The organism is Stutzerimonas sp. VN223-3, from assembly GCF_045999685.1.
GTDB lineage: Bacteria > Pseudomonadota > Gammaproteobacteria > Pseudomonadales > Pseudomonadaceae > Stutzerimonas > Stutzerimonas stutzeri_AR.
In genome coordinates this window covers 672,560-695,539 of sequence record NZ_RBEC01000003.1, presented here as the reverse complement: position 1 = coordinate 695,539, position 22,980 = coordinate 672,560, and the positions used below count along the sequence as shown (strand labels likewise).

Below are 22,980 nucleotides of genomic sequence, written 5' to 3'. Positions count from 1 at the left end.
ATGAATGTGCGGGTACAGCAGGCGCCGTTCGATCCAGGTGCAGAGCTCAACGCGTTGCACGCAGCCAACCTTGGCATCGGCGCGGTAACCGGCTTTGTCGGCTACGTTCGTGATTTCAACGATGGGCATGACGTCGCCGGGATGTTTCTCGAGCACGCACCGGGAATGACGGAGAAGGCGCTGCAGAAAATCGTCGAGGAGGCCACCGTGCGTTGGCCCTTGCTGCGCCTGGAAATTCTGCACCGAGTCGGTCGGCTCGAGCCCGGTGAGCCGATCGTCTTCGTCGGCGCCGCCAGCGCACACCGTGAGGCTGCATTCGATGGTTGCCGGTTCGTCATGGATTATTTGAAAACCCGCGCGCCGTTCTGGAAGAAGGAAGATACCCCGTCAGGACCGCGCTGGGTCGAAGGTCGCTGTAGCGACCAAGCCGCTGCGGAGCGGTGGCGTCAGGGATAGCAAGCCAGCCGAAGGTGATCTGCAGCTTTAGAACAACGTGAAAGCATCGTAGCGAGTTTCCTCTATTCTGCTCTCTGTCATTGACGCCTGCGCCCATCAGCGAGAAGCGAGCTCGGGAGATCAGCAGTACCATCAGGTACGGGCGAAAAAAGGCGAAGCCGCTGCCGGCTTCGCCTTTTTGTTTAAGTATTTGCTCCAAAGCTGCTCAGCGCTTGGCCGGGACCGCAGCCAGCAGTTCGGCGGGAGGCATCTCGCAACTAATCTTGCGCCCCAGAAGTGCTTCGATCGCCGGCAGGGCAAAGGCATCATCTTCCCCGGCAAAGCTGATCGAAGTGCCGCTGGCGCCGGCCCGGCCGGTGCGGCCGATGCGATGCACGTAGTCGTCCGGCACTTCTGGCAGAGTGAAGTTGATCACGTGGCTGATGCCATCGACATGAATGCCGCGGCCTGCCACATCGGTCGCCACCATTACGCGAATCTTGCCTTCGCGGAAGCCTTCCAATGCACGAATGCGCTTGTGTTGCGGGACGTCACCGGACATCTGGACGGCGCTTATACCGTCGCGAGTGAGGCGCTCCTCAATGCGGCGCACCTCGTCCTTGCGATTGGCGAATACCATCACCCGGGTCCAGTCATTCTGGGTGATGAGGTTGTACAACAGCTTGTACTTATCGCTTCCCGCTACGGCGTAGACATGTTGCTCGACGGTGTCGCTCGCAACATTCACCGCTTCGATTTCGACGATTGCCGGGTCCGTTGTCCACTGCTTGGCCAGATTCATCACGTCTTCAGTGAACGTAGCGGAGAACAGCAGAGTTTGGCGTTCGCTCTTGGGTGGGGTCTGGCGGATGATTTGGCGGACCTGCGGAATGAAACCCATGTCGAGCATGCGATCCGCTTCGTCGAGAACCAGAACCTCAACCATATCCAAGTGCACTTCGCCGCGCTGATTGAAGTCCAGCAGGCGCCCCGGTGTAGCCACGAGAATGTCGCAATAGCGGGATTCCAGAGCTTTGAGCTGTTTGTCGAAATCCATGCCACCGACGAAGCTCATCACGCTCAGCCCGGTGTACTTGGTCAGAGCTAGCGCATCGTTGGCGATCTGCACGACCAGTTCCCGCGTCGGTGCGATGATCAGCGCGCGCGGCTCGCCCATGTAGCGATCGCCGGGTGGTGGGGTCTGTAACAGCTGGGTGATGGTGGAAATCAAAAAGGCTGCAGTCTTGCCGGTGCCGGTCTGGGCGCGGCCGATCGCATCTCGACCCTTGAGGGTAAACCCCAACACCTGGGCCTGGATCGGTGTGCAGTAAGGGAATCCAAGATCATGGACGGCGTGCATCAGCTCCGGAGCGAGCTTGAAATCATGAAAACGTGTCTTGCCTTCGGCGGGCTCGACCTTGAAGTCTTCCAGTTTCCACGCAGGTGCAGGCGGTGCGGCGGGCTTGCGTGCACGTTCAGGGCGCGGCTTGGTTGCTACCGCTGAAGCATCGGAACGCGCAGGGCGAGGGTTATCGGTGCTTTTCGAGGTGTTGCTGATGGGCTGGGCGGCGGGTAGCTCGGCCTGGCCTTTGCCAAAAATTTTTTTGAGTGCTTCGAGCACGGGCTTCTCGTCTGTGTCTATAAAGGTTTGCCCGCCAGTGTAATGCAAGAAGCAGATACGGCGAAGATTTGCTCGGAACTGGCATCGAACTTGGGCTGGTCATGCTATCGGCGCGGTTGTAGGTCAGCCGCAAACGCGGTTTCGCCCCCGCTTCTTGGCCTGATAAAGCGCTTGGTCGGCGATGTGAATTAGCGTTCTCAGGTCGTCCTTCGGTTGCATCGGCGCGACACCGACGGAAATCGTCACGCCAGGCAGAACCCCTATAGGTGAGCGGAACGATTTTATATCTTCGAGGCTCTGGCGCAGGCGTTCGCCAATGTTGCGAGCATCTTCGAGTGACATGTCGGGAAGCAAAATCACGAACTCCTCGCCGCCGTAGCGCACCAGGCTGTCTGCTGGACGCAGCAGCTTGCTGAGCGTGTCGACGACAAGGCACAACGCATGGTCGCCGGCCAGATGGCCATGTCTATCGTTGTAATCCTTGAAGCGATCGACATCGAGCATAAGGATCGATAGCGGTTGTCCGCTGAAGGCGCAGCGGGTGCTCTCGCGCGTGTAGATATGTTCGAGCCAACGGCGATTGAAGGAGCCGGTTAGGGTGTCGACGTTGGCGTTCTGCTCGCTGTTAATGATCAGCCGATCACTCAGGCGAACACGTTGGCAAAGCAGTTCGGCAAGGTTCTGCATCAGCTTGGGGGACCGGGTAAGCAGTGGCATCGAGCGACGATGCAGACGCAGCAGTACCGAAGGCACGAGCGAGACGACGTAGGCCGACGGCGGCAGATTGTCCATGAAGCTGATTTCGCCGGCACAATCGCCTGGGCCGATGGCGCGTACCTGATGGCTTTCGAGCGAATCCAGGTGAACGGCCAGCTCGCCGTCGAGGACCAGATAAAGATAGTGATTGTGTTCGAGTGGTGAAAGCAGGACCTCGCCAGCCCCGACCAGGCACGGTTCGAAGAACTCCTGCAGCAGCCGCAGGCACGGCTCGTCCACATGATCTAGCAGTCGTGCCTGTTTCAGGTGCTGCATTTCGGCCCGCCATTCGGCAAGCTTCATGACTGCAACATCCGGCTGGATGGCGTCTTTGTCATGGTTATCGCTAGCGCCCCGTAACTACTGGCTGGTCGGCTTCGTCTGACCGCAATGAGCGCTACAACTGCAGGCGCATCAAGTTTTTTCTGCCCATGCCAAGCGTAGCTTTATTTGGCCATCCGGACAGGCGCGCAGCGTCACAAATTTCTTAGCGGAATGAGCCGCTGTTCAAGCGCAGTTAACCCAGCCGGGCTTTTAGCCAATCGCCGATATCGCGAATCTCGTCCGGTACCACCTCATGGCCCATCGGATAATCCTTCCAGGCCGCTTGTACCTGGTTCTGTACCAGGCATTCATAGGCGGCGCGCCCCATTGAGGGCAGTACGACGTCATCCCTCGAACCGTGCAGACAAAGCACCGGCAGACCGGCTTGCAGCGGCGACAACCCCAGAGCGGCGTTGAAAGTCGGCGCATAGGTAGATAACGCCAGAACTCCGCCCAGCGGGCCGGACCAGCGCAGGAACGCGGTGTGATAAACCACCGCGCCGCCTTGGGAAAAGCCGGCGAGGAAGATGCGCTTGGGATCGATGCCACCGTCGCGCTGCGCTTCGATCAGCTCGATCACACTCTGCGTCGATTGCTCGAGCTGCGCCTGATCAATCGCTCGAGCAGGACTCATGGCCAGGATGTCGTACCAGCTCGGCATCGCCCAGCCGCCATTGATGGTTACTGCCCGGGTGGGTGCCTGGGGGAGCACGAAGCGGGTCGCCAACAGACGCTGCTGCAGCATTTCGGCCACGGGCAGGAAGTCGTAGCGATCAGCGCCGAGGCCATGCAGCCAGATAACACAGGAATCGGCAGTTGTTGCGGGTTCGATGATTAGAGGGTCGCTCATGTCGGGCTCCATTCGGGCGGCTCGCGCCATGTTTGGGCGAGCGCAGAAAAAAGTGCAGCAATATGCGGCGAGATTACCTGCTCATAGCCTTGCTATGAAGCGCGCCGCGGCTCCAGAAGGCGCTGTTGCGATCTGGTACGCCACTTGCTTTGCCGCTGGTACCTAATGCGCCGATGTCGTCGGCACTGTCGCAGATAAGCGCATCGGGAGAAGTTGCCGATAACCAATCGGCGGCTAGACTCAGGTCAGGCTCTTCTGTCATGTCGGTTGATGCGTGTCGATTGGCAACCTGTGATGCAGGTAGAAGACCCCGACCCCGTAAGAATAAAAGCAAACTGGAGGTTTCGATGATAAGGGCAAAATCCACACTGGCCGTGCTTAGTGCCGCGACACTTTTGGGCGCCAGCGGCTTGGCTCAGGCAGGGGCGACTCTGGATGCGGTCAAGAGCAAAGGTTTCGTGCAGTGCGGCGTCAGCGACGGGCTGCCGGGCTTCTCCTACACCGATGCCAAGGGCGAATACAAGGGAATCGATGTGGATGTATGCCGCGCGGTAGCGGCTGCGGTATTTGGTGATGCCAGTAAAGTCAAGTTCAGCCCGCTGACGGCCAAGGAGCGTTTCACCGCGCTGCAATCTGGTGAAATCGATGTGCTTTCGCGAAATACCACCTGGACCAGCTCTCGTGACTCGGCGATGGGACTTAACTTTACCGGCGTGACCTATTACGACGGCCAGGGATTTCTTGTAAATAAGGAACTCGGCGTATCCAGTGCCAAAGAACTCGACGGTGCGACCGTATGCATCCAGGCCGGTACCACTACCGAGCTGAACCTCTCCGACTACTTCCGCGCCAATAGTCTCAAGTACACCCCAATCACCTACGACACGTCCGATGAAAGCGCCAAGTCGCTGGAGTCCGGCCGTTGCGACGTGCTCACTTCCGATCAGTCCCAGCTGTACGCTCAGCGCATCAAGCTAGCCAAGCCGGACGCCTATATCGTGCTGCCGGAAGTCATCTCCAAGGAACCGCTCGGCCCTGCGGTGCGTCAGGGGGACGAAGAGTGGTTCGATATCGTGCGCTGGTCGCTGCTGGCCATGATCAACGCCGAGGAGCTGGGGATAACCGCGGCTAATGTCGAAGAAAAAGCCAAAACTACTAAGAATCCCGACGTTGCGCGTTTGCTCGGCACCGAGGGTGAATATGGTAAGGATCTGAAGCTGCCGAAGGATTGGGCGGTGCAAATCGTCAAGCAGGTCGGCAATTATGGCGAAGTGTTCGAGCGCAACATTGGCTCCGGCAGCGACCTTAAGATCGAGCGCGGTCTGAATGCGCTCTGGACCAATGGAGGCCTGCAGTACGCACCGCCGGTGCGCTGATCGAGCCGGGCCAGCGAGCGCTGGCCTTGTTTCAAGGATGAGCGCTGCCGGTGCCCTTGCACCGGCGCGTCGTATGAGGTTTCTTAATGCGAACCATCGCCAAAACGGGAGCAGCGCGCGGCTCGCTGCTCACGGATCCGCAGGCGCGCGCCTGGTTGTTTCAGATTGTCGCGGTAATAACGGTAGTAGGGATCGGCTGGTTTCTGTTCTACAACACCCAAACCAACCTCGCCCACCGAGGCATCACCTCGGGCTTCGGCTTTCTCGACAATGCCGCCGGCTTCGGCATCTCCCAACATCTGATCGACTACAGCGAAAGCGATTCCTATGGACGGGTGTTCTGGGTCGGCTTGCTTAACACGCTGTTAGTTAGTGTCATCGGCATCGTTCTGGCGACCATCATCGGATTCGTACTCGGTGTGGCGCGACTATCGCCTAACTGGCTGATCCGTCAAATCGCTACGGTCTATATCGAGACCTTCCGCAACATCCCGCCGCTGCTGCAGATCTTCTTCGTGTACTTCGCCGTGATTGGCCCTTTGCCCGGCCCAAGGGACAGTCTGAGCTTGTGGGACGTTATCTTCGTCAACAACCGCGGGGTGCAGATGCCTTCACCCAGCGCGGGAGAAGGCTTCTGGCCGTTCTGGGGCGCGATGTTCGTGGCGCTGGTAGCCATCGTCATGCTAAATCGCTGGGCCCGCGCGCGACGCCACGCTACCGGGCAGACCTTTCCAGTGTTCTGGGCCAGTCTGGCGCTGTTTATCGGGATTCCAGGGCTCTGCTCACTGCTGCTTGGCGCGCCGTTTCTGTGGGAAATTCCGGAGCTGCAACGCTTCAACATCCGTGGCGGTTGGGTGGTAATACCGGAGCTGGTGTCGATTGTGCTGGCGCTGTCCATCTATACCGCGGCCTTTATCGGCGAAACCGTACGCGCCGGGATTCAGTCGGTCAGCCACGGGCAGACCGAAGCCGCCGCTTCGCTGGGCCTTCGTCCGGGGCGTGTATTGCGACTGGTCATCATCCCCCAGGCAATGCGCGTGATCATCCCGCCGCTGACCAGCCAATACCTCAATCTTGCGAAAAATTCTTCGCTGGCGGCTGCCATCGGCTATCCGGATATGGTGTCGCTATTCGCCGGTACGGTGCTCAATCAGACCGGTCAGGCCATTGAAACCATGGCCATCACCATGAGCGTGTATCTGGCGATCAGCATCAGCATTTCGCTGCTGATGAATGGGTACAACAAGCGCATTGCGCTGATCGAGCGGTAAGGACGAGCGCATGACGACCCATACTTTCAAACCGGACCTGCCGGCACCTTCCACCAACATCGGTGTGGTCGGCTGGATGCGGGCTAATCTGTTCTCCAGTTGGATCAATACGCTACTCACCTTGGTGGGGCTTTATCTGATCTGGTTGATCGTACCGCCGATCCTCGATTGGGCCATCATCAAGGCCGACTGGACCGGCGAGACACGAGCCGACTGTACGCGTGAAGGTGCATGCTGGGTCTTCGTCCAGACGCGCTTCAGCCAGTTCATGTACGGTTTCTATCCATCAGAGTTGCGCTGGCGCGTGGATGCGACAGCCTGGCTCGCCGTCATCGGCGCCGCGCCGCTATTCCTCCGACAAATGCGGAACAAGGCGCGTTACGGCATAGGCTTACTGCTGCTCTATCCGTTGCTCGCCTACTGGCTGCTGCATGGTGGCTTCCTGGGCCTGGAAATGGTCCCGACCAGCCGCTGGGGCGGGTTGATGCTGACCATCGTCATCGCTGCTGTTGGCATCGCCGGAGCCTTGCCGATGGGCATTCTGCTGGCGCTCGGCCGTCGCTCGGACATGCCTGCGATTCGCGTGCTGTGCGTGACTTTCATCGAGTTTTGGCGCGGCGTGCCACTCATCACCGTGCTGTTCATGTCATCGGTCATGTTGCCGCTATTTCTGCCCGAAGAAATGAACCTCGACAAGCTGATGCGGGCCATGGTGATGGTGATTTTCTTCGAGGCCGCATATATCGCCGAAGTGGTGCGCGGCGGGCTACAGGCGATACCCAAGGGCCAGTACGAGGCGGCCGCCGCGATGGGGCTGGGCTATTGGCGCAGCATGATCCTGGTGATCCTGCCGCAAGCACTGAAGATGGTCATTCCCGGCATCGTCAATACGTTTATCGCCCTGTTCAAAGACACCAGTCTGGTGATCATCATCGGCCTGTTCGACTTTCTCAACAGCATCAAGCGCGCCACCGCCGACCCTGCCTGGCTGGGCATGTCGACCGAGGGCTATGTATTCGCCGCGCTGGTCTACTGGATTTTCTGTTTTGGCATGTCGCGCTATTCCATGCATCTGGAACGCAAGCTCGACACCGGTCACCGGAATTAGGAGAGGCACATGAACGATACATCTCTGCAACCCAAACAGCCTGAACGGGCCGGCGAGCCGGTCATCCAGATGCACGGTGTGCATAAATGGTTCGGGCAGTTTCACGTGCTCAAGGACATCAACCTGAATGTCACCCAGGGCGAGCGCATCGTGCTATGCGGGCCATCCGGCTCAGGCAAGTCCACCACCATTCGATGCCTCAATCGGCTTGAAGAGCATCAGCAAGGCCGCATCGTAATCAACGGTGTCGAGTTGACCAACGACCTCAAGCAGATCGAGGCGATCCGCAGCGAAGTCGGCATGGTCTTCCAGCATTTCAACTTATTCCCGCATCTCACCGTGCTACAGAACTGCACCCTGGCACCGATGTGGGTGCGCAAGCTGCCGCGGCGTCAGGCTGAGGAAATTGCCATGCACTATCTGGAGCGTGTGCGCATACCGGAACAAGCCGATAAGTATCCGGGGCAGCTCTCGGGTGGTCAGCAGCAGCGTGTCGCGATTGCTCGTGCGCTGTGCATGAAGCCGAAAATCATGCTGTTCGACGAGCCCACCTCGGCGCTGGACCCGGAAATGGTCAAGGAAGTGCTGGACACCATGGTCGGCCTCGCCGAAAGCGGCATGACCATGCTTTGCGTGACCCACGAAATGGGCTTCGCCCGTACCGTCGCCGATCGAGTGATCTTCATGGACAAGGGTGAGATCGTAGAGGAAGCCGACCCAGAGACCTTCTTCACCAATCCGAACAACGAGCGGACCAAGCTGTTTTTGAGTCAGATACTGCATTAGGGCGGCAGGCCACAGGCTTCAGGGCATAGGGTGGGCCGGGCGGCGCTCCGCTTCAGCCCACCGGCAGGGCTACGGTGCGGGGCGGACGTTTCGCGCCAGCTGTTACCTGAATCGCTTCAGCTTCCAGCTGCCCCTTGCCCTCCGTCATGAGCTAGAATACGCGCCCCCGACTGCTCCCCTCCGAGGCTGTTCCGACGATGTTGATCCTGCGCGGCGCTCCCGCTCTTTCCGCCTTCCGTCACGGTAAGCTCCTGGCACAATTGACCGAGAAGGTCCCCGCTGTCAGCGGGCTGTACGCCGAGTTTGCTCATTTCGCCGAAGTATCCGGCGCGCTTGGCGCGGATGAGCAGCAAGTATTGGCTCGACTGCTGAAGTACGGTCCAAGCGTCCCGGTTGAGGAGCCAGCCGGTCGCCTGTTCCTGGTCGTGCCGCGCTTCGGCACCATTTCTCCATGGTCGAGCAAGGCCAGCGATATTGCCCGTAACTGCGGCCTGGACAAGATCCAGCGGCTCGAGCGGGGCATCGCCTATCACGTCGCGGGAAGCTTTTCCGAGGCTGAAGCAGCGCAAATCTCCGCGGTTCTGCATGACCGCATGACTCAATTGGTGCTCGAGCAGTTCGAGGACGCGGCGAACCTGTTCAGCCATGCCCAGCCCAAGCCGCTCAGCGCCGTCGATGTGCTGGCTGGCGGTCGCGCTGCGCTGGAGAAAGCCAACGTTGAGCTAGGCCTGGCACTGGCGGACGATGAAATCGAGTATCTGGTGGACAGCTTCACCACTTTGGGGCGTAACCCGCACGACATCGAATTGATGATGTTCGCTCAGGCCAATTCCGAACATTGCCGTCACAAGATTTTCAACGCCAGCTGGGATATCGATGGTGAGAGCCAGGAAAAGTCCCTGTTCGGCATGATCAAGAACACGTTCCAGCTGCACGGTGAAGGCGTGTTGTCCGCTTATAAGGACAACGCTGCGGTGATTGTCGGCAATGTGGCGGGGCGCTTTTACCCGAACGCTGAAACCGGTGAATACGCGGCGAATCAGGAACCCGTGCACATCCTGATGAAGGTCGAAACCCACAACCATCCTACGGCCATTGCGCCGTTCCCCGGCGCAGCTACCGGTTCCGGCGGCGAGATCCGCGACGAGGGTGCAACCGGCCGTGGCGCCAAGCCCAAGGCCGGCCTTACTGGTTTCACTGTTTCCAACCTGAATATCCCCGGCTTCGAGCAACCTTGGGAAGTGCCTTACGGCAAGCCTGAGCGCATCGTTACGCCGCTCGACATCATGATTGAAGGCCCACTGGGCGGTGCGGCCTTCAATAACGAATTCGGTCGGCCGGCGCTAAACGGTTATTTCCGTACCTTCGAGCAGACCATCGACACGCCGCATGGCGCCGAAGTGCGCGGCTACCACAAGCCGATCATGCTTGCTGGCGGCATGGGCAACATTCGTGAAGATCATGTGCAGAAGGCTGAAATATCGGTTGGCGGCAAGCTGATCGTATTGGGCGGCCCGGCAATGCTGATCGGTCTTGGTGGCGGCGCGGCATCGTCCATGGCCACCGGCAGCAGCTCAGCGGATTTGGATTTCGCCTCGGTGCAGCGTGACAACCCCGAGATGGAGCGCCGCTGCCAGGAAGTCATCGACCGCTGCTGGCAGCTGGGCGAAAACAATCCGATCAAGTTCATCCATGACGTCGGTGCGGGTGGCCTATCCAATGCTTTCCCGGAGCTGGTCAACGATGGCGGTCGCGGTGGCCGCTTCGAGCTGCGCAACGTCCCTAACGACGAGCCGGGCATGGCACCGCTGGAGATCTGGTGTAACGAGTCCCAGGAGCGCTACGTGCTCTCGGTGGATGCCGCCGATCTCGAACGTTTCGAGGCGATCTGCAAGCGCGAGCGCTGCCCCTTCGCGGTTGTTGGCGAGGCGACCGCTGAGCCGCACCTGACTGTTTCCGACAGTCATTTCGGAAATAATCCAGTCGACATGCCGCTCAACGTGCTGCTCGGCAAGGCGCCGCGCATGCACCGCAGTGCCGTCCGCGAAGCCGAGCTGGGCGATGACTTCGTTGCAGATCAGGTCGATCTGGGCGAGGCGGTCACTCGTGTCCTGCATCATCCGGCGGTAGCCAGCAAAAGCTTTTTGATCACCATCGGCGATCGCAGCATCACCGGCATGGTTGCCCGCGATCAGATGGTCGGTCCGTGGCAGGTTCCGGTGGCCGATTGCGCGGTGACCGCTACCAGTTATGACGTCTACACCGGCGAAGCGATGGCCATGGGCGAGCGCACGCCGCTGGCGTTGCTCGATGCCCCCGCCTCGGGACGCATGGCGATCGGCGAGACGCTGACGAACCTTGCTGCCGCACGTATCGAGAAGATTTCTGACATCAAACTGTCTGCCAACTGGATGGCTGCTGCTGGCCACCCAGGCGAAGACGCGCGCCTGTACGACACGGTCAAGGCCGTCGGTATGGAGCTGTGCCCGGAGTTGGGCATCACCATCCCGGTGGGCAAGGACTCGATGTCGATGAAGACCCGCTGGACCGACGAGGACGTCGAGAAGAGCGTGACGTCGCCGTTGTCGCTGGTCGTGTCCGGCTTTGCCCCAGTGGCCGATATTCGCGAGACCCTGACGCCGCAGCTGCGGCTGGACAAGGGCGAGACCGACCTGATTCTTGTGGATCTCGGTCGCGGCCAGAACCGTATGGGTGGTTCGATCCTGGCTCAGGTTTACGGACAGATCGGTCGCCAGGCGCCGGATGTGGACGACGCCGAAGACCTGCAGGCGTTCTTTGCGGTCATTCAAGGTCTGAATGCCGATGGTTTGCTGCTGGCCTATCACGACCGTTCCGATGGCGGTCTGCTGACCACCGCGCTGGAGATGGCGTTTGCTGGTCACTGCGGCCTCAACCTCAGCCTTGATGCTCTGGTAGAGAGCACCGCGGAAATTTCCGCTGTGCTGTTCAACGAGGAATTGGGCGCACTGATTCAGGTCCGCCAGGGCGACACCGAAGTGGTTCTGGCGCAGTTCAGCGCCGCCGGTCTGGCTGACTGCGTCGCCGTGGTCGGTCAGCCGATCAACAACGGCCACGTGGCGATCAAGTTCGACGGCGCCGACGTGTTTAGCGGCGACCGTCGTTTGCTACAGCGTCAGTGGTCCGAAACCAGCTACCAGATCCAGCGTCTGCGTGACAATGTCGATTGTGCCGATCAGGAATTCGATGCGCTGCTCGAGGAAGACAACCCGGGCCTCAGCGTGAATCTAGGGTTTGACGTCAACGAGAATATCGCGGCGCCGTATATCAAGCGTGGCGTAAGGCCCGAGGTAGCGATTCTGCGCGAGCAGGGCGTCAACGGTCAGACCGAAATGGCTGCTGCGTTCGACCGCGCTGGTTTCGCTGCCGTCGACGTGCACATGAGCGACATCCTGTCGGGGCGCATCAGTCTCGATCGGTTCAAGGGGCTGGTTGCCTGTGGTGGCTTCTCCTATGGCGACGTGCTCGGCGCAGGTGAAGGTTGGGCCAAGTCGATTCTGTTCAATGGCCGCGCCCGTGAAGACTTCAGCGCCTTCTTCGAGCGCAAGGACAGCTTCGCGCTGGGCGTTTGCAACGGCTGTCAGATGCTTTCGAACTTGCATGAACTGGTACCTGGCAGCGAGTCCTGGCCGCACTTCGTGCGTAACCGTTCCGAGCAGTTCGAGGCGCGCGTAGCCATGGTTCAGGTGCAGGATTCGCCATCGATCTTTCTTCAGGGTATGGCCGGCTCGCGTCTGCCCATCGCCATTGCGCATGGGGAAGGGCACGCGGAGTTCGAGAGCGAAGAGGCGTTACTCGAAGCCGATCTATCCGGCACCGTGGCGCTGCGTTATATCGATAATTACGGCAAGGTCACCGAACGTTATCCGGCCAACCCGGGCGGTTCGCCGCGCGGCATTACAGGTCTCACCACCCGCGACGGTCGTGTAACCATCATGATGCCGCACCCGGAGCGCGTCTTCCGCGCGGTGACCAACTCCTGGCGCCCGGATGAATGGCGCGAAGATGGTGGCTGGATGCGCATGTTCCGCAATGCTCGGGTCTGGGTCGACTGACCCGGTATCTGGAAGAAGGAAAGCTCGGAAGCGTGCAGGCGCTCCGGGCTTTTTTCTTAACTGTGATCCGGGTCCAGCGTAGCGGCTGAACCAAGCACTTAGGGCTGCGTCTGATGTAGATAGGCCGGCCGAAGAAGCCGGTCCGGCCATTGCAAGCTGTTTGCTATTCGCGGGGAGTTGCTCCGCTGATAGTTCTTTTCGGAGATGTTGATGTACAAGCTGTGTTTCTATGTTCCGGAAAGTCATCTGGACGCAGTTAAGAAGGCGGTTTTTACAGCGGGCGCCGGACGTATCGGTGCATATGACAGCTGTTGCTGGCAGGTTCTTGGGCACGGACAGTATCGGCCGCTCGAAGGCAGTCAGCCGTTTCTCGGCCAGCACGGCCAGTTACAGTCGGTATCGGAATGGAAGGTCGAATTGGTGGTGGCTGACGAGCTGATTCACGACAGCGTCAAGGCGCTCAAGCGAGCGCATCCGTACGAGACGCCTGCTTTCGAGGTGTGGCGGCTCTCTGACATGCAATTCTGATTGATGTTGAGCGAAAACCCCGCGCCGCCGCCGCGACTCGGGGTTTTTCATTGTGCCGACGAGTGCAAGATCAAACGCTGACGTTCAGGCGCACTTCGATATTCCCGCGAGTGGCATTGGAATAAGGACATACCTTGTGTGCGGCTTCGGTGAGCTGTTCGGCGGTTGCCTGGTCCAGGCCAGGCAGACTGACATTCAGCTCAACTTCGAGCCCAAACCCACCGGGAATCTGGCCGATGCCAACCTTGCCGTTGACCGCAGTATCGGCGGGCAACTGTTGCTTCAGCTGGCTGGCGGTGAACTTGAGCGCGCCGATAAAGCATGCCGAATATCCCGCGGCAAACAGTTGCTCAGGATTGGTGCCATCGCCGCCCTGGCCGCCCAGTTCACGAGGGGTTGAAAGCTTTACGTCTAGCAGCCCGTCGGAAGATACAGCACGTCCGTCACGGCCTCCGGTAGCAGTTGCAGTAGCGGTATAAAGAGCCTCGATGGTTTGCATGGTTCACTTCCTTCATTGAGTATTGGGCAATTAACTTATCGCGATAATATTTATCGCGCAAGTTAAATCCAAGGCCGCATGACAAATGCCATTTGCCTTCTGAGAAACGTGCAGGTTGTGGACGCTGTCCGCTCGCGATCAGGTTGTTTTTAGCAAGGCGCTGCGAAGGGAGACGAGCTGGTTGCGCAGGGCCAGAAGCGCTTCGGGCGATTGGCCGGTGCACTCAACCATGCAGGAAGGAAAATCTTTGGCGCGCTGCTTGAGGGCACGCCCGGCATCGGTAAGGTGAAGTTCGACCACGCGTTCATCAGTATTGCTGCGGGTCCGGCTGATCAGTCCTTCAGCTTCCAGGCGCTTAAGCAGCGGCGTCAGCGAGCCGGGCTCGGTCAGCAAGCGGGCGCTGATTTCACTGACGGTCAGGCCATCGCGCTCCCACAATACGAGCATCGCCAGATACTGCGGATACGTCAGGCCGATGCTCTGCAGCAACGGTTTGTAGGTCTTGGTCATTTGCAGCGAGGCGGAATAGAGCGCAAAGCACAGCTGATTATCCAGCTGCAATTGCTCATCGGAGAAAGTCGTCGTCATGGCTGACCGAGTGGTAGAAAGTGGGTTCACGTTAACGCGTGTCTTTGCTTCCTGCCAAGCTCGGTTTACTGGCTAGTGGCCTGTGCGGTTAGTTGGTAGTCGATTGACTAATTGGCACTAGGGCCGAATCTCAATCAAAGTACCGTCCTGTACCAGATTCCAGATCTCGCGCATGTCGTCGTTCTTCAGTGCGATGCAGCCTTCGGTCCAGTCGAGGGTATGGAAGAACCATTCCGGATACTCTTCATCGAGGGGGGTGCCGTGGAGCATGATCATGCTGCCTGGTCGTAAGCCTTCACTGCTGGCTCGGGTGAGATCTTTAGCGTTCGGGTAGGAGATGTGCATCGCCAGGTTGTATTTGTCCGAGCTCTTGCGCCAATCGATCCAATAGAGCCCCTCGGGCGTGCGTTGATCGCCTTCGCGCTGCTTGGGCCCCGGCTGCTTACCCAGCGAGACGCGATAGCTCTTCATCGTGACGCCTCGGCTGATCAGGTGCAGCTTGCGCTCGGATTTGACTACCAGAACCTTGTCGATGAAGGACTCATCGAACGTTGGCGCTGAGGTGGCATGGGATAGGGCGGCAAATGTGAAGCAGAAAATCGCTAACAGCCAGCGCATTGGAGCTTTCCTGAATCCTTACAGCATCAAACCTGTTTACGCGCCACCCGCATTGCTTCGATGGCTTCGTTGCGCACCGGGAAGGTCTGCTGCACCCGGTCGGCGAAGAAGTATTCTAGGGTACGGCCTACGGTCGGAAAAGCGAGTGCCGACCAAGGGATTTCGGTCTGCCGAAAAAGCTTGACCTCAAGGCTCTCGATGCCGGCGCAGAATTGCTCATCGACCAGCTCGGCGCGAAAGAACATGTAGACCTGGTTGATATACGGCAGATCGAACACGGTATAGAGCTGCAGGTCCGTGACCTTGGCGCAGGCTTCTTCCAGCGTCTCTCGCTCCGCTGCTTGTTGTACGGTCTCGCCGTTTTCCATGAAGCCAGCCGGCAATGTCCAGTATCCGCGTCGTGGCTCGATTGCGCGTCGGCAGAGCAGCACATGGTCTTCCCAGACGGGCAAGCAACCGGCGACGATCCGCGGATTTTGGTAGTGGATCGTATTGCATGATTCACAGACAAAACGGGCTCTGTTGTCGCCTTCGGGGATCAATTCCAGTATCGAGCCACCGCATTGGCTGCAGAATTTCATCGCGATTCCTTCGTATGATGGGCCGATCGCTCTACCTGCATTTTGACCCGATGACAGGTTAGTGCTGAGAGCGACGTCGGGACAAAAAGTTTTCCATGGCGGGCGATGGCTGATACAGGCGCGGGCCGTCTCCGTTGAAGATGCATGCGCCGGGTTTTAGCTTTGCCCGTCTTGGGCGCCTCGGCGATTCATGCCATGATGCCAGTCAAAGACAGAAAGAGAAGTTTCATGCTGGACAAGATTCTCCAACGGGTGCGCGACTACTCCCCGCATCTTCTGGAGCCGGAAGCCCGGATGCCCGAGGCGGCGGTATTGATGCCGATTACCCGTGGTGACTCGCCGGAGCTGGTGTTGACTCTTCGTGCCAGTGGTTTATCCACACACGGCGGGGAGGTGGCGTTTCCGGGCGGTCGCCGTGATCCGGAAGACCGCGACCTGATCGACACAGCCCTGCGCGAGGCTGAGGAGGAGGTTGGTCTGGCACCGGGGATCGTGGAAATCATCGGGCCTCTCAGTAGCCTTGTGTCCCGCCATGGCATTCATGTCACCCCTTACGTCGGGATCGTGCCGGACTACGTCGAGTATCGTGCGAATGATGCCGAAATAGCCTCGGTCTTTTCCGTACCCTTGGATTTCTTCTGTCAGGGGCAGCGCGAGGTCACCCACCGAATTGATTATCAGGGCGGCGCCTGGTACGTCCCGTCTTACCGTTATGGCGAATACAAAATCTGGGGGCTGACGGCCATCATGATCGTCGAGCTGGTAAACCTGGTGTACGACGCCGGAATCGAGCTGCGCCAACCTCCCGCTTCCTTTGTCGATCTTAGCCAGAAGAGGTCATGACCGTGAAATATCGTCTGGGTGATTCCCGCGTTGAAGCCCATTCACAAAGCTGGGTGGCCCCGAACGCCACATTGGTCGGCAAGATTCGCCTGGATGCCGGTGCCAGCGTCTGGTTTGGCGCCGTGCTGCGTGGCGACAATGAGCTGATCCATATCGGTGAGAACAGCAATGTGCAGGACGGGAGCGTCATGCATACCGATATGGGTCACCCGCTAACGCTCGGCACTGGCGTTACTGTTGGTCATAACGCGATGCTGCACGGTTGCACCGTAGGCGACTACAGCCTTGTCGGTATCAATGCGGTGATTCTCAACGGGGCGAAGATCGGCAAGTACTGCATCATCGGCGCAAACGCGCTGATCGCCGAAGGCAAGGAAATCCCTGATGGCTCACTGGTTGTAGGCTCGCCGGGCAAGGTGGTTCGCGAGCTGACCGAGCAGCAGAAGAAGATGCTCGAAGCCAGCGCTGCGCATTACGTGCACAACGCCCAGCGTTACGCCCGTGATCTGTCGGAACAAGACGATTGAGCGCTCAGGAAAAGCCTGTCGCCTCTCCTTGCGTAAGTATCTGCGCATTGGATGAAGATGATATCTGCACCGGCTGCCAGCGCAGTGTAGACGAGATCCTCCGCTGGAGTCGCATGGACAATGCCGAGCGGCGCGACGTGCTGCAGCGCTGCCACGAGCGAGCGCGGGCGAGTGGTCTGCTGCTCTAACGCCGATGCGCAACGCATCGTCTGCGGCTTTGAATACGGTCAAATAACGAGGAATACCATGCCCCGAATAGGCACTCCGCTGTCTGCCAGCGCTACTCGCGTGCTGCTCTGTGGTTCCGGTGAGCTTGGCAAAGAGCTGGTCATCGAGCTTCAACGTCTAGGCGTCGAAGTCATTGCGGTGGACCGTTACGCCAATGCACCAGCCATGCAGGTCGCCCACCGTCATCATGTGATCGACATGCTCGATGGCGCGGCGCTGCGGACGATCATCGAGCAGGAACGGCCGCATTTCATCGTGCCGGAAATCGAAGCGATTGCTACCGCGACGCTGGTCGAATTGGAGGGCGAAGGTTATACGGTAATCCCGACCGCAAGGGCCGCACAGCTGACCATGAATCGTGAAGGCATACGCCGGCTGGCTGCCGAAGAGCTTGGGCTTCCCACATCGCCTTATCGTTTCGCGGACTCGCTGGACGAATGTCTTGCGGCCGTTTCAGTCCTTGGCTTTCCGTGCCTGATCAAGCCCGTCATGAGTTCATCCGGCAAGGGCCAGTCGGTTCTTCGCAGCGAAGCCGATATTGCACGCGCCTGGGAGTACGCCCAAGCTGGAGGCCGCGCTGGGAAGGGGCGAGTGATCGTCGAGGGGTTCATCGATTTCGATTATGAAATCACTCTGCTGACCGTCCGTCATGCGGGCGGAACCACGTTCTGCCAGCCCGTCGGGCATCGTCAGGAGAAAGGTGATTATCAGGAGTCCTGGCAGCCGCAGCCGATGACTTCCGGCGCGATGGCCGAGGCCGAGCGGATTGCTCTGGCCGTAACCGGTGCTCTGGACGGACGCGGCATCTTCGGTGTCGAACTGTTCGTTAAAGATGATCAGGTGTGGTTCTGCGAGGTTTCGCCACGGCCACACGATACCGGTCTAGTGACGCTGATCTCTCAGGATCTGTCCGAGTTCGCCTTGCATGCGCGGGCGATTCTCGGTTTGCCAATCCCGGCAATTCGGCAGTTCGGCCCGTCCGCTTCGGCCGTGGTACTGGTGGAAGGCGAATCCGCACAAGTGAGCTTCGGTAATCTGGCAGCGGCCATGGCCGAGCCGGATACCTCGTTGCGGCTGTTCGGCAAGCCGGGTGTCAGTGGGCAGCGGCGAATGGGTGTCGCCTTGGCCCGTGATGAGTCGATTGAGGCGGCGCGCGCCAAGGCGCTGCGAGCCGCGTCGGCGATCGATACGCAATTTTAGATATAAGCGGGTCTGAGTGGCGCGGCTATTGCGCGTCGTTCGATGGTGCTGGGGTGCTCTCGATGACCCAGGCGCGCACGCTTTTTACGCGGTTGTCGGCCGCCTGCAGAATCTCCAGGCGGTACTGGTTGATCTGCAGGCAAATACCGCTGTCTGGAATGTGCTCCAGTGCCTCTGTTATCAATCCATTGAGGGTCTTGGGGCCGTCGCAGGGCAGCTGCCAGCCGAGTGCGCGGTTCACTTCACGCAGGTAGGCGGCGCCATCGATCACCTGGGTACCGTCCTCCTGCGGGTGTATGTCTGGACTGCGCAAGGCGTCCTGATTGCTGAACTCGCCGACGATCTCTTCAAGTATGTCTTCCAGTGTGACGATACCGAGCACATCGCCGTATTCGTCGACGACGATGCCGATGCGGCGTTTCTGCTTCTGGAAATTCAGCAGTTGTGTCGACAAAGGCGTGCTTTCGGGTACGAAGTAAGGCTCGTTGCAGGCTTCCAGCAGGTTTTCCCGTGTCAATTGATCGTGGCTGAGCAGGCGCGCTATTTGGCGCATGTGCACGATGCCTTCGATCTGGTTGATATCCTTGCGAAACACCGGAAGGCGGGTATGCGGCGTAGTGCGCAACTGGGTCACTATGGTTTCCAGGTCGTCCTCGAGATCGATGCCGGTGACCTCATTGCGCGGGATCATGATGTCGTCGACGGTCACCCGCTCCAGATCGAGAATGCCGAGCAGCATGCTCTGTCGATTCAGCGGCAGATCGCTGCCGGATTCGCGAACCACGCTGCGCAACTCTTCGGTGGACAAGCTGTCGGTGCCCTTCTTTGACGGATCCACGCCGAGCAGCTTGAGTAGCCCGTTACTAATCCAGCCGAGCAGTGCGACCAGCGGGTACATCACCTTCTGCAGCACCAGTAACGGCAGGCTGACCGGATAGGCGATCGCCTCGGGGCGCAGTGCCGCCAGCGTCTTGGGTGTTATCTCACCGAAGATTAGCAAGATGATCGTCAGGCCAATCGTAGCAATGGCGATCCCTGCCTCGCCCCAAAGCTGCATCGCCAGGACCGTCGCGATCGACGAGGCGAGAATATTGACGAAATTGTTACCTACCAGAATGGTGCCGAGCAGGCGATCAGGCCTGGAAAGCAGGTCGATGGCTCGTTTGGCTCCGCGGTGACCTTCTTTGGCCTGGTGGCGAAGACGGTAGCGGTTGAGGCTGAGCATTCCGGTTTCGGAGCTGGAGAAGAACGCCGAGCACAGAAGCAGGAAGACCAGCAAACCGACCAAAAAGCCGGGGTGTAGATTTTCCACTTGGTTGCCTTAGATATGCAGGATGAATTCGCGGACCAGCTTGCTGCCGAAGTAGGCCAGCATCAGCAGGCAGAAGCCCGCAAGCGTCCAGCGGATGGCCTTGTAGCCGCGCCAGCCAAGCTGGTGGCGCCCCCACAGCAGCAGGCCGAAGACTACCCAGGCAATGACCGATAGCAACGTCTTGTGCACCAGATGCTGGGCGAACAGGTTGTCGAGAAACAGCCAGCCGGAGATCAGCGAGGCCGAAAGCAGCAGCCAGCCGGCCAGCAGGAAGCCGAACAGCAGGCTTTCCATGGTCTGCAAAGGCGGGAAATTCTTGATCAGGCCGGACGGGTGCTTGTGCCTGAGATGGTGGTCCTGCAATAAAAGAAGCAGCGATTGAAATACCGCAATCGTGAGCATCCCATAGGCAAGGATGGAAAACAGGATGTGAGCCAGAATTCCCGGCTGCTCGCTGATGGCGGGCACAGTGCCGGACGGGGCGAACTGGGCGAAAAGTACTGTCAGGCAGCCCAGTGGGAAAAGCAATAGCAGCAGATTCTCGACCGGCATTCGATACAGCGCGAGCAGGATCAAAAGGATCACTGCCGCGGCTATCAGGCTCGATGCAGTAAAGAAATCCAGATGCAGGCCGCTCGGCGAGAGCAGTTGAATAAACAGACTCACTCCGTGCGCAATCAGCGCCAGTGCGCCTAATGCGAGAAGCAGACGTTTATCCGGCACGGTACGTTGTGCCAGGCGCAGGCCTTGATATCCGGTGACGCCAGCGTAAAGACAGGCAGCAGCCAGGCTCGGTAGCAAAGGGTGCATAGGTCCGTTAACAGGCTTGAAAGGCGCTGAGTGTGGCACAAACACCTGGCGTGCAAAAGCGTGCGAATGCAGGGGTTGGCTGCCGTTGTTTATTGATTGTTGTTGCCGGATCGGTAGGGCTCCTTGCGTGTCGCCGACGCCTTGCGGTGCATTTAACCGGAGTTGGTTCGGCAGTCACGATCAAAAGCATTGATGCGGGGTACCGGCATAGGGGTCGCAGCTTCTATAATCGGTGCCTTAACCACATCCAGCGTGGAAACGGCACATGTTTGAAAACCTAACCGATCGCCTCTCGCAAACGCTTCGCCACGTCACAGGCAAGGCCAAGCTGACCGAAGACAACGTCAAAGACACCCTGCGTGAAGTGCGCATGGCGCTGCTCGAAGCGGACGTCGCGCTGCCAGTGGTCAAGGATTTCGTCGCCAAGGTCAAGGATCGGGCCGTCGGTACGGAGGTTTCCAAGAGCCTGACACCTGGTCAGGCTTTCGTGAAAATCGTTCGCGCCGAGCTGGAAGAGCTAATGGGCGCGGCAAACGAAGACCTTGCCTTGAGCGTGGTGCCGCCGGCCGTGGTATTGATGGCCGGCCTGCAGGGTGCGGGCAAGACCACAACGGTTGGAAAGCTGGCGCGCTTCCTTAGGGAGCGCAAGAAGAAATCGGTGTTGGTGGTTTCTGCGGACGTTTATCGCCCGGCGGCAATCAAACAGCTGGAAACGCTGGCTGCGGAAGTGGGAGTGACCTTCTTCCCCTCGGATATCAGCCAGAAACCGGTCGAGATCGCTCAGGCGGCAATTCGCGAAGCCAAACTCAAATATATAGATGTGGTACTGGTCGATACCGCCGGGCGCCTGGCCATTGATGCCGAGATGATGGCGGAGATCCAGGCCGTTCACGCGGCGATCAATCCGGCCGAGACACTGTTCGTGGTTGATGCCATGACTGGTCAGGACGCCGCCAACACCGCGAAAGCTTTCGGGGAGGCGCTGCCGCTGACTGGCGTGGTGCTTACCAAGGTTGACGGTGATGCGCGCGGTGGTGCGGCCTTGTCAGTGCGGCATATTACCGGCAAGCCGATCAAGTTCCTCGGCATGGGCGAAAAGAGCGACGCGCTCGAACCCTTCCACCCGGATCGGATTGCCTCGCGCATTCTTGGCATGGGCGACGTCCTCAGCTTGATCGAGCAGGCCGAGCAAACCCTGGACCGGGAAAAAGCTGAGAAGCTCACCAAGAAACTAAAAAAGGGTAAAGGCTTCGATCTCGAGGACTTCCGCGATCAGCTTCAGCAAATGAAGAACATGGGCGGTCTTGGTGGGTTGATGGACAAGCTGCCTGCGATCGGAGGCATGAATCTGTCGCAGATGGGCAGCGCGCAAGGAGCAGCTGAGAAACAGTTCAAACAGATGGAAGCGATCATCAACTCGATGACGCCCGTCGAGCGGCGCAATCCGGACATCATCAGCGGTTCCCGCAAGCGTCGCATAGCCATGGGGTCTGGCACACAGGTGCAGGATATCGGCCGGCTTATCAAGCAACATAAACAGATGCAGAAGATGATGAAAAAGGTCAGCGGCAAAGGCGGCATGGCGAAGATGATGCGCGGCATGGGCGGCATGCTCCCGGGTGGCGGCGGGATGCCCAAATTCTGATTCCTCGCGTTGCGGGCGGCTCTTCGCCAAGCGCCCGCCGAAGTGGAATAGGCCTGCTGCCAAGGCCTGTGGTTGTTTTTGAAAAAGCCATTTGCAAAAGTCCGGATAATCCTTAGAATATGCGGCCTTTCGGGCCTTGGGCCCTGCATTCAGATTTGCTGTACCGACTACAGGAACGATGTTCACATGGTAACTATTCGTCTCGCCCGTGGCGGCTCCAAGAAGCGCCCTTTCTACCACCTGACCGTGACCAACAGCCGCAACCCGCGCGATGGTCGCTTCGTTGAGCGTATCGGTTTCTTCAATCCGGTCGCCTCGGGTGCGGAAGTGAAGCTCTCTGTAAATCAGGAGCGTGCCACTTATTGGCTGAGCCAGGGCGCACAGCCGTCTGAGCGCGTTGCTCAGCTGCTGAAGGAAGCTGCCAAGGCTGCTGCCTGAAACACATGAACGCAACGTCAGACCCGGCCGAAGACCTGATCGTCATCGGCAAGATCGTTTCGGTGCATGGCGTGCGTGGTGACGTAAAGGTCTATTCCTTTACCGATCCGATCGATAATCTGCTGGACTATCGTCGCTGGACGCTGAGGCGAGGCGAGGAGGTCAAGCAGGTTGAGCTGGTCAAGGGCCGCCTGCAGGGCAAGATCCTGGTGGCTACGCTGAAAGGGTTGAGTGATCGCGAAGAGGCACGTACTTACGCCGATTTCGACATCTGCATACCCCGAAGCGGACTCCCTGCCTTGACCGGTGACGAGTATTACTGGTTCCAACTTCAGGGCCTGACGGTCATCAACCAGCTCGGGCAAGTGCTCGGTAGGGTAGACCATCTGCTGGAGACAGGGGCCAACGATGTCCTGGTGGTCAAACCGTTCGACGGTAGCCTGGATGATCGTGAACGTCTGTTGCCTTATACCGACCCCTGTGTCTTGAAGGTCGATCTGGGGGCAGGCGAGATGCATGTTGAATGGGATGCGGATTTCTGA

General features: G+C 59.1%; 23 protein-coding genes. 14 read left to right on the top strand and 9 right to left on the bottom strand.

Annotated elements, in window-relative coordinates; all coding sequences use genetic code 11:
- Entirely contained in the window at positions 1-456 is a 456-nt protein-coding gene (moaE, locus tag D7241_RS19135; protein WP_408102843.1) for a molybdopterin synthase catalytic subunit MoaE, read from the top strand.
- Positions 457-661: 205 nt separating this feature from the next.
- On the opposite strand, the gene rhlB is transcribed toward moaE, so the two are convergent.
- The 3 genes from rhlB to D7241_RS19120 all read right to left on the bottom strand — a co-directional run bounded on the left by rhlB (position 662) and on the right by D7241_RS19120 (position 3,986).
- Positions 662-2,056, bottom strand: coding sequence for an ATP-dependent RNA helicase RhlB (gene rhlB, locus D7241_RS19130; RefSeq protein WP_408102842.1), 1,395 nt, complete (start codon positions 2,054-2,056; stop codon positions 662-664).
- A 123-nt stretch (positions 2,057-2,179) separates the two neighbouring features.
- On the bottom strand, positions 2,180-3,115 hold the full coding sequence (locus D7241_RS19125) for a GGDEF domain-containing protein (protein ID WP_255981335.1): 936 nt from the start codon (positions 3,113-3,115) through the stop codon (positions 2,180-2,182).
- A gap of 214 nt (positions 3,116-3,329) precedes the next feature.
- Complete coding sequence (locus D7241_RS19120) at positions 3,330-3,986, bottom strand: alpha/beta hydrolase (protein WP_408102841.1); 657 nt, start codon at positions 3,984-3,986, stop codon at positions 3,330-3,332.
- A 347-nt stretch (positions 3,987-4,333) separates the two neighbouring features.
- Between D7241_RS19120 and D7241_RS19115 the strand changes: the two genes are divergently transcribed.
- The 6 genes from D7241_RS19115 (at position 4,334) to D7241_RS19090 (ending at position 13,149) form a co-directional block, all read left to right on the top strand.
- The gene (locus tag D7241_RS19115; RefSeq protein ID WP_408102840.1) at positions 4,334-5,362 is read left to right on the top strand and encodes an amino acid ABC transporter substrate-binding protein; all 1,029 of its coding nucleotides are present in this window, start codon (positions 4,334-4,336) and stop codon (positions 5,360-5,362) included.
- Positions 5,363-5,448: 86 nt separating this feature from the next.
- Positions 5,449-6,633, top strand: a complete 1,185-nt coding sequence (locus D7241_RS19110) for an amino acid ABC transporter permease (RefSeq protein ID WP_408102839.1) — start codon at positions 5,449-5,451, stop codon at positions 6,631-6,633.
- 10 nt (positions 6,634-6,643) lie between these two features.
- Complete coding sequence (locus D7241_RS19105) at positions 6,644-7,741, top strand: amino acid ABC transporter permease (RefSeq protein ID WP_408102838.1); 1,098 nt, start codon at positions 6,644-6,646, stop codon at positions 7,739-7,741.
- A gap of 9 nt (positions 7,742-7,750) precedes the next feature.
- Positions 7,751-8,527, top strand: a complete 777-nt coding sequence (locus tag D7241_RS19100) for an amino acid ABC transporter ATP-binding protein (protein ID WP_255981345.1) — start codon at positions 7,751-7,753, stop codon at positions 8,525-8,527.
- Positions 8,528-8,724: 197 nt separating this feature from the next.
- Positions 8,725-12,621, top strand: coding sequence for a phosphoribosylformylglycinamidine synthase (purL, locus tag D7241_RS19095; protein WP_408102837.1), 3,897 nt, complete (start codon positions 8,725-8,727; stop codon positions 12,619-12,621).
- A gap of 210 nt (positions 12,622-12,831) precedes the next feature.
- Positions 12,832-13,149 (top strand): NGG1p interacting factor NIF3, encoded by a 318-nt coding sequence (locus D7241_RS19090; protein WP_408102836.1) that lies wholly within the window; start codon positions 12,832-12,834, stop codon positions 13,147-13,149.
- Positions 13,150-13,219: 70 nt separating this feature from the next.
- Here D7241_RS19090 and D7241_RS19085 read toward each other — a convergent pair whose 3' ends face one another.
- From D7241_RS19085 to D7241_RS19070, 4 genes are all read right to left on the bottom strand, one after another.
- Positions 13,220-13,648: an organic hydroperoxide resistance protein gene (locus D7241_RS19085; RefSeq protein WP_255981351.1), complete on the bottom strand. Its 429-nt coding sequence runs from the start codon at positions 13,646-13,648 to the stop codon at positions 13,220-13,222.
- Between the two features lie 138 nt (positions 13,649-13,786).
- Positions 13,787-14,236 (bottom strand): MarR family winged helix-turn-helix transcriptional regulator, encoded by a 450-nt coding sequence (locus D7241_RS19080; RefSeq protein WP_408102835.1) that lies wholly within the window; start codon positions 14,234-14,236, stop codon positions 13,787-13,789.
- 117 nt (positions 14,237-14,353) lie between these two features.
- Complete coding sequence (locus D7241_RS19075; protein WP_255981353.1) at positions 14,354-14,854, bottom strand: murein L,D-transpeptidase family protein; 501 nt, start codon at positions 14,852-14,854, stop codon at positions 14,354-14,356.
- A gap of 26 nt (positions 14,855-14,880) precedes the next feature.
- Positions 14,881-15,435: an NUDIX hydrolase gene (locus D7241_RS19070; RefSeq protein WP_255981356.1), complete on the bottom strand. Its 555-nt coding sequence runs from the start codon at positions 15,433-15,435 to the stop codon at positions 14,881-14,883.
- 228 nt (positions 15,436-15,663) lie between these two features.
- Between D7241_RS19070 and D7241_RS19065 the strand changes: the two genes are divergently transcribed.
- From D7241_RS19065 to purT, 4 genes are read left to right on the top strand one after another with little or no spacing between them, the layout of a single operon-like run.
- Entirely contained in the window at positions 15,664-16,278 is a 615-nt protein-coding gene (locus D7241_RS19065; protein ID WP_255981358.1) for a CoA pyrophosphatase, read from the top strand.
- Between the two features lie 2 nt (positions 16,279-16,280).
- Positions 16,281-16,805, top strand: a complete 525-nt coding sequence (locus tag D7241_RS19060; RefSeq protein WP_408102965.1) for a gamma carbonic anhydrase family protein — start codon at positions 16,281-16,283, stop codon at positions 16,803-16,805.
- Complete coding sequence (locus D7241_RS19055; protein ID WP_255981360.1) at positions 16,802-16,993, top strand: DUF1289 domain-containing protein; 192 nt, start codon at positions 16,802-16,804, stop codon at positions 16,991-16,993. The genes D7241_RS19060 and D7241_RS19055 overlap by 4 nt, the downstream gene beginning before the upstream one ends.
- A gap of 58 nt (positions 16,994-17,051) precedes the next feature.
- Entirely contained in the window at positions 17,052-18,233 is a 1,182-nt protein-coding gene (purT, locus tag D7241_RS19050; RefSeq protein WP_408102834.1) for a formate-dependent phosphoribosylglycinamide formyltransferase, read from the top strand.
- Between the two features lie 25 nt (positions 18,234-18,258).
- On the opposite strand, the gene D7241_RS19045 is transcribed toward purT, so the two are convergent.
- Together D7241_RS19045 and D7241_RS19040 are read right to left on the bottom strand one after the other, a co-directional pair.
- Positions 18,259-19,545, bottom strand: a complete 1,287-nt coding sequence (locus tag D7241_RS19045; RefSeq protein WP_408102833.1) for an HlyC/CorC family transporter — start codon at positions 19,543-19,545, stop codon at positions 18,259-18,261.
- Positions 19,546-19,554: 9 nt separating this feature from the next.
- Positions 19,555-20,355, bottom strand: coding sequence for an inner membrane protein YpjD (locus D7241_RS19040; RefSeq protein WP_255981366.1), 801 nt, complete (start codon positions 20,353-20,355; stop codon positions 19,555-19,557).
- 265 nt (positions 20,356-20,620) lie between these two features.
- On the opposite strand from D7241_RS19040, the gene ffh reads away from it, so the two are divergent.
- The 3 genes from ffh to rimM all read left to right on the top strand — a co-directional run bounded on the left by ffh (position 20,621) and on the right by rimM (position 22,980).
- Entirely contained in the window at positions 20,621-22,000 is a 1,380-nt protein-coding gene (gene ffh / locus D7241_RS19035; RefSeq protein WP_255981368.1) for a signal recognition particle protein, read from the top strand.
- A gap of 186 nt (positions 22,001-22,186) precedes the next feature.
- Positions 22,187-22,438: a 30S ribosomal protein S16 gene (gene rpsP, locus D7241_RS19030; RefSeq protein ID WP_021208322.1), complete on the top strand. Its 252-nt coding sequence runs from the start codon at positions 22,187-22,189 to the stop codon at positions 22,436-22,438.
- A 5-nt stretch (positions 22,439-22,443) separates the two neighbouring features.
- Entirely contained in the window at positions 22,444-22,980 is a 537-nt protein-coding gene (rimM, locus tag D7241_RS19025; RefSeq protein ID WP_408102832.1) for a ribosome maturation factor RimM, read from the top strand.